Genomic DNA, 5573 nt, shown 5'->3' with positions numbered 1-5573 from the left:
GAGTAAGAAATATGTCGTTCGGTACAGAACAAAAGCAAGAAATTGTTAAAGAATATGCGTTATCAGAAGGTGATACAGGATCTCCAGAGGTCCAAGTTGCTTTGTTAACGGGGAGAATCAATCATTTGACACCGCATTTTTCTGAGAACAAAAAAGATCACCATTCACGTCAAGGTTTATTAAGAATTATTAACCGTCGCCGTAAGTTATTAGACTATTTAAAAGGCAAAGACGTAGAACGTTACCGTGCATTGATTGCGCGTTTAGGATTGAGAAAGTAAAAGATAAATAATAGGTAGGCATAAATAGTGAATTCAGTAAAAAAAGAGTTTCAATTCGGTCATCAGACTGTATCTTTTGAAACAGGTGAGATTGCACGTCAAGCAGACGGAGCAGTACTAGTAGAAATAGACGGTACGATTGTTTTAGTAACAGCAGTAGGTAAACGTGAAGGGGGAGAAAATAATTCATTCTTTCCGCTTACCGTAAACTATCAAGAAAAAACATATGCTGCAGGTAAAATACCGGGTGGTTTTTTTAAGAGAGAAGGGCGACCAAGTGAGAAAGAAACTCTAACTTCTCGTCTTATCGACCGTCCTATTCGTCCACTGTTTCCAAAAGGATACAAAAACGAAACTCAGGTTATTGCGACTGTTATTTCACTAAACCCAGAAGTTGATCCAGATATTCCTGCCTTATTAGGTGCATCAGCTGCATTGGCTATTTCAGGTCTACCGTTTGAAGGTCCAATTGGTGCTGCACGAGTAGGTTATATAAATGGTGAATATGCATTAAACCCATCAAAAAATGCTTTGGCTGAGTCTAAATTAGATTTAGTTGTTGCAGGTACTGAAGATGCTGTTTTAATGGTTGAATCAGAAGCTGATTGTTTGCCTGAAGATATTATGTTGGGCGCCGTGACCTTTGGCCACGAACAAATGCAGGCGGCTATTCAGGCCATTAATGAGCTAGCTGAACAGGTGGGTAAGCCACGTATGGAATGGGTTGCACCCGAAAAAGATCAAACGTTACTTGAAAAAGTGGCTGATCTTGCAACAGCTGGCATTGCAGATGCGTATACGATTCTTGTTAAACTTGATCGTCAAGTTAAATTACAAGAGCTACGTACAAGTGTATTAGCCCAACTTGAAGACGAAGACCCTGAAGAAGTAAAAGAAATCTTCTCTTCTCTAGAAAAGAAACATGTCCGTGAGTTAGTACTATCGACTAAAAAACGTATTGATGGACGTGATTTGTCAACTGTTCGTCCTATCCATGTGCGTACAGGGGTTTTACCTCGTGCACACGGTTCGGCACTATTTACTCGCGGTGAAACGCAGGCATTAGTTGTTGCAACGTTAGGCACAGACCGCGATGCACAAATGATTGATGCAGTAGAAGGTGAGTACCGTGATCACTTCATGTTGCACTATAACTTCCCTCCATATTGTGTTGGTGAAACAGGCTTTGTTGGCTCACCAAAAAGACGTGAAATTGGTCATGGTCGTCTAGCAAAACGTGGTATTCAAGCGGTTCTACCAAGCCAAGAAGATTTCTCTTATGTACTACGTGTTGTAGCCGAAGTGACAGAATCAAATGGTTCAAGCTCAATGGCGAGCACATGTGGTACCAGTTTGGCGCTAATGGATGCAGGTGTGCCGATTAAATCACCTGTAGCTGGTATCGCGATGGGCCTTATCAAAGAAGGTGATGAATTTGCGGTCTTGTCTGACATTTTGGGCGATGAAGATCACTTAGGTGATATGGACTTTAAAGTCTCTGGTACAGACTCTGGTGTGACTGCACTTCAAATGGATATCAAAATCCAAGGGATTACGCATGAAATCATGTCTAATGCGTTGGAGCAAGCAAAGGCAGGCCGCTTGCATATCTTAGAAAAAATGAATTCTGATCTTTCACAAGCACGCGAAGAGATGTCTGATTTTGCTCCGCGCATCCTTACACTTAAGATTGACCCAGCAAAAATTCGCGATGTTATTGGTAAAGGTGGTGTCACTATTCGGGCAATTACCGAAGAAACAGGCGCATCTATTGATATTACTGATGAAGGCATCGTAAAAGTTGCTTCGGTTGATCGTGAAGCTGGCGAAAAAGCGTTAAAACGCATAGAAGATATTACTGCAGAAGTTGAAGTGGGCAAAATTTACGAAGGTAAAGTTGTTCGTTTAATGGACTTTGGTGCATTTGTATCGATCTTGCCAGGCAAAGATGGCCTTGTGCATATTTCACAAATTTCTGAAGAGCGTGTTGAGAAGGTTAGTGACAAGCTTTCTGAAGGTGATGTTGTTAATGTGAAAGTTCTTGAGGTTGATCGCCAAGGACGTGTTAGATTAAGCATGAAGGAAATAGATTAACGACTCATCAGTTCACGGTTAATAACTATGGCTAATTCTCGAATCATAAAAAAGTACCCTAATCGTCGTTTGTATGACACGGAGATTAGTAAGTATGTAACGCTTAATGATGTGCGTCAGCTTATTATTGAACGGGAACCTGTTAAAGTTGTTGATGCGAAATCAAAAGAAGATTTAACTCGAAGCGTATTATTGCAAATCATTCTTGAGCAAGAAGAGGATGGTGAGCCGATAATGAGTGCTGAAATGTTAGAGCAATTGATTCGTTTTTATGGTGATCCATTTCAACATAATTTTGCAAGTTACCTTGAAAACTCGGTGAAGTTAATCGCCGAGCAAAGAGCCAAGGTAAGGAGCAAACTGGAGCAAGCAGCTGATCCTTTTGCAATGATGACCTCATTAGCAAATAGAAATATGGAAGTTTTTAAAGAAATGCAAGAAGGGCTGTTCAAAAGTGTGATGCCTGCTAAAGCCAGCAAAAAGAAATAAGCAGTTAATAGCTAAAAGAAAAAACCTCGTTTACGAGGTTTTTTTTTGGCTGTTCATTTAGTATAAAAATACCCTGTAGGGTTAATTTAAAATGAATATGGCTGCCCTTAAGTTGAATAAATAAGTAAACTGATTGTTATGGAAGGTAAGGACAAATTAACGACTTTTGATAGCGAGCATTTTCTAAAAACATTGACCCAAAAACCGGGTGTTTATCAAATGCTCGATCATCGTGGTGTGTGTATTTATGTAGGTAAAGCGAAAAACCTAAAAAAAAGGGTGTCGAGTTACTTTAATAAAACAGATAAAGACGCTAAGAAAAAACTGATGTTGTCTTATGTGCAACAGATCGAGATAGTTGTTACGCATACTGAAGGTGAGGCGCTGCTGTTAGAAAATCAACTCATCAAAAAATTGAAGCCTAGATATAATATTTGTTTAAGGGATGATAAAAGTTACCCTTATATTTATTTATCAACACATCAAGAGTTTCCCAAACTTACATTCCATCGGGGTGCTAAAAAAAAGCAAGGGCAGTATTTTGGTCCCTACCCCAGTGCAGGCGCGGTTCGCGACAGCTTACACGTCTTGCAGAAGCTTTTCCCCGTTAGGCAATGTGATGACAGTTTTTTTAAAAATAGGTCTAGACCGTGCCTACAGCATCAAATTAAACGTTGCACAGCCCCTTGCGTTGGCCTTATTAGCCAGCAAGATTATCATGATGATGTGGCTCACACGGTGTTATTTCTTGAGGGCAAAAATAGCAAACTAATCAGTGATCTAGTTAAGAAAATGGAAAGTGCAGCAAATGAGTTGAATTTCGAAAAGGCAGCTCAATTCCGTGATCAAATTGCTCAGTTAAGAAAGGTGATGGAGCGCCAATATGTTAGTGGTAATGATGGGGACCTTGACGTGGTTGCGTGTGAAATACAGCAGCATGTTGCTTGTGTTCAAGTGTTTTTCATACGAAAAGGTCAACATTTAGGCAATCGTACGTTTTATCCTAAAATTCCGCAGGGAAAAACAGAGCAAGAGGTGTTAAATGCTTTCTTGCTGCAGTTTTATTTAGATAAAAAATTACCTAAGGCGGTTATTTTGAGTCATGCCTTGCTTGAAGCAGAATTAATCCAACAAGTATTCAATGAGAAAGCAGAGAGGAAAGTAAGTCTAGTTACTAACCCCAGAGGGGAAAGGGCGCGTTGGCTGAAGATGGCGAAAAGTAACGCTATAACGGCCTTAACTCAGCGCCTAGAAAGTAGAGAAAATACAAGGGATAGACTCAGTAAATTATCAATGCTATTAGGCGTTGAGAAAGGTATTGCGCGTATGGAATGTTTTGATATTAGTCATCTGCAGGGGGATCAAACCGTTGCTTCATGTGTTGTTTTAAATGAGGAGGGCCCTTTGAAATCAGATTATCGTCGCTTCAATATCACCGGAGTTACGCCGGGTGATGACTATGCTGCACTGTCTCAGGCAGTATCACGTCGCTTCCTTCGTGCCAAAAAAAATGAACATGTAGTGCCCGATTTGCTGATAATTGATGGTGGGAAAGGCCAAGTTAATGCTGTTTTAAAAGCACTAAACGATATTGATAGCCCTGAAGTGTTTGTTATCGGCATCTCAAAAGGTAGTGACAGAAAAGTTGGGATGGAAAAAATTTATCGTGCAAAGGACGGTAAGGTGCTTATTTTTCCAGCAGATGAACCGGCCTTATTGGTTGTTCAGCAAATTAGAGACGAGGCGCACCGTTTCGCTATTAGTGGCCATCGTCAACAGCGTGGTAAAGAGAAGAAAAAGTCGACCCTAGAGCAAATTGATGGCTTAGGTCCGAAACGTAGGCGCCAATTACTTAAACAGTTTGGAGGCTTGCGTGAAATTCAATCTGCTGGGGTGGATGACCTTTGTACGGTTGAGGGGATCAGTAAATCATTAGCGCAAAGAGTGTATAACTTCTATCATGACGGACCAGCTGGATAAAGTGGTACTATATGTGGCTACATCAATACTTTTTAGTTGAATGATTCTTAATATTCCAACCATTTTGACCTTATTCCGTATTGCCTCTATACCGGTAATAATGGTGATTTTTTACTTGCCAATTGAAGAGCCTAGATTGTGGTGTGCGCTAATATTTATAGTGGCATCCATCACAGATTGGTTTGATGGGTTTTTAGCCAGAAAGTTGAATTTGCAGACCGCGTTTGGTGAGTTTCTCGACCCTGTGGCTGATAAGTTAATGGTGGTGGTTGTATTGGTGCTTATTGTGCAAGCCGATCCAGCTATTTATATCGCAATACCAGTCGCCATCATTATAGGTCGCGAAATTTCAGTGGCATCATTACGTGAGTGGATGGCAGAGGTTGGGCAACGCTCTGTTGTAAAGGTTTCATGGATTGGAAAGTATAAAACAGGGTTCCAAATGGTTTCGATTGTGTGTTTGTTATTTAACGCAGACCTTTATGGGATTCCGGTTCGGATGTTAGGAGTGGTGTTGATTTATATCTCTGTAGTGCTGACGCTTTGGTCAATGTGGCAATATATTCAGCTTGCTTTACCCCAATTTAGAAAATAGTAGGGATTCTGACTTGACAGAGTTGCTACGAAAGATAGAATACACGGCCTCAAAGCGGGAATAGCTCAGTGGTAGAGCACAACCTTGCCAAGGTTGGGGTCGCGAGTTCGAATCTCGTTTCCCGCTCCAAATTT

The 5573-nt window shown here is 40.7% G+C and carries 5 protein-coding genes and 1 tRNA gene; all 6 read left to right on the top strand.

Going from position 1 to position 5573, the window contains the following annotated elements; all coding sequences use genetic code 11:
• Positions 1 to 11 precede the first annotated feature (11 nt).
• Complete coding sequence (rpsO, locus tag KUG63_RS10625; RefSeq protein ID WP_015006380.1) at positions 12 to 281, top strand: 30S ribosomal protein S15; 270 nt, start codon at positions 12 to 14, stop codon at positions 279 to 281.
• A gap of 27 nt (positions 282 to 308) precedes the next feature.
• Positions 309 to 2375, top strand: coding sequence for a polyribonucleotide nucleotidyltransferase (gene pnp, locus KUG63_RS10620; protein WP_015006379.1), 2067 nt, complete (start codon positions 309 to 311; stop codon positions 2373 to 2375).
• Positions 2376 to 2402: 27 nt separating this feature from the next.
• The gene (gene phaR, locus KUG63_RS10615) at positions 2403 to 2864 is read left to right on the top strand and encodes a polyhydroxyalkanoate synthesis repressor PhaR (RefSeq protein WP_015006378.1); all 462 of its coding nucleotides are present in this window, start codon (positions 2403 to 2405) and stop codon (positions 2862 to 2864) included.
• 138 nt (positions 2865 to 3002) lie between these two features.
• A complete protein-coding gene (gene uvrC, locus KUG63_RS10610) occupies positions 3003 to 4844 on the top strand; it encodes an excinuclease ABC subunit UvrC (protein ID WP_015006377.1) in 1842 nt (613 codons plus the stop codon).
• Between the two features lie 40 nt (positions 4845 to 4884).
• Positions 4885 to 5439 carry a CDP-diacylglycerol--glycerol-3-phosphate 3-phosphatidyltransferase gene (pgsA, locus tag KUG63_RS10605; protein ID WP_015006376.1) on the top strand — a complete coding sequence of 185 codons (555 nt, stop codon included), beginning with the start codon at positions 4885 to 4887 and terminating at the stop codon, positions 5437 to 5439.
• Positions 5440 to 5493: 54 nt separating this feature from the next.
• Positions 5494 to 5568 (top strand) — tRNA-Gly (locus tag KUG63_RS10600).
• Positions 5569 to 5573 lie beyond the last annotated feature (5 nt).

Source organism: Cycloclasticus sp., assembly GCF_019090545.1.
GTDB classification, from domain to species: Bacteria; Pseudomonadota; Gammaproteobacteria; order Methylococcales; family Cycloclasticaceae; genus Cycloclasticus; species Cycloclasticus pugetii.
The sequence above is the reverse complement of the archived record's forward strand: the minus strand, read 5'-3'. Positions and strand labels throughout refer to the sequence as shown.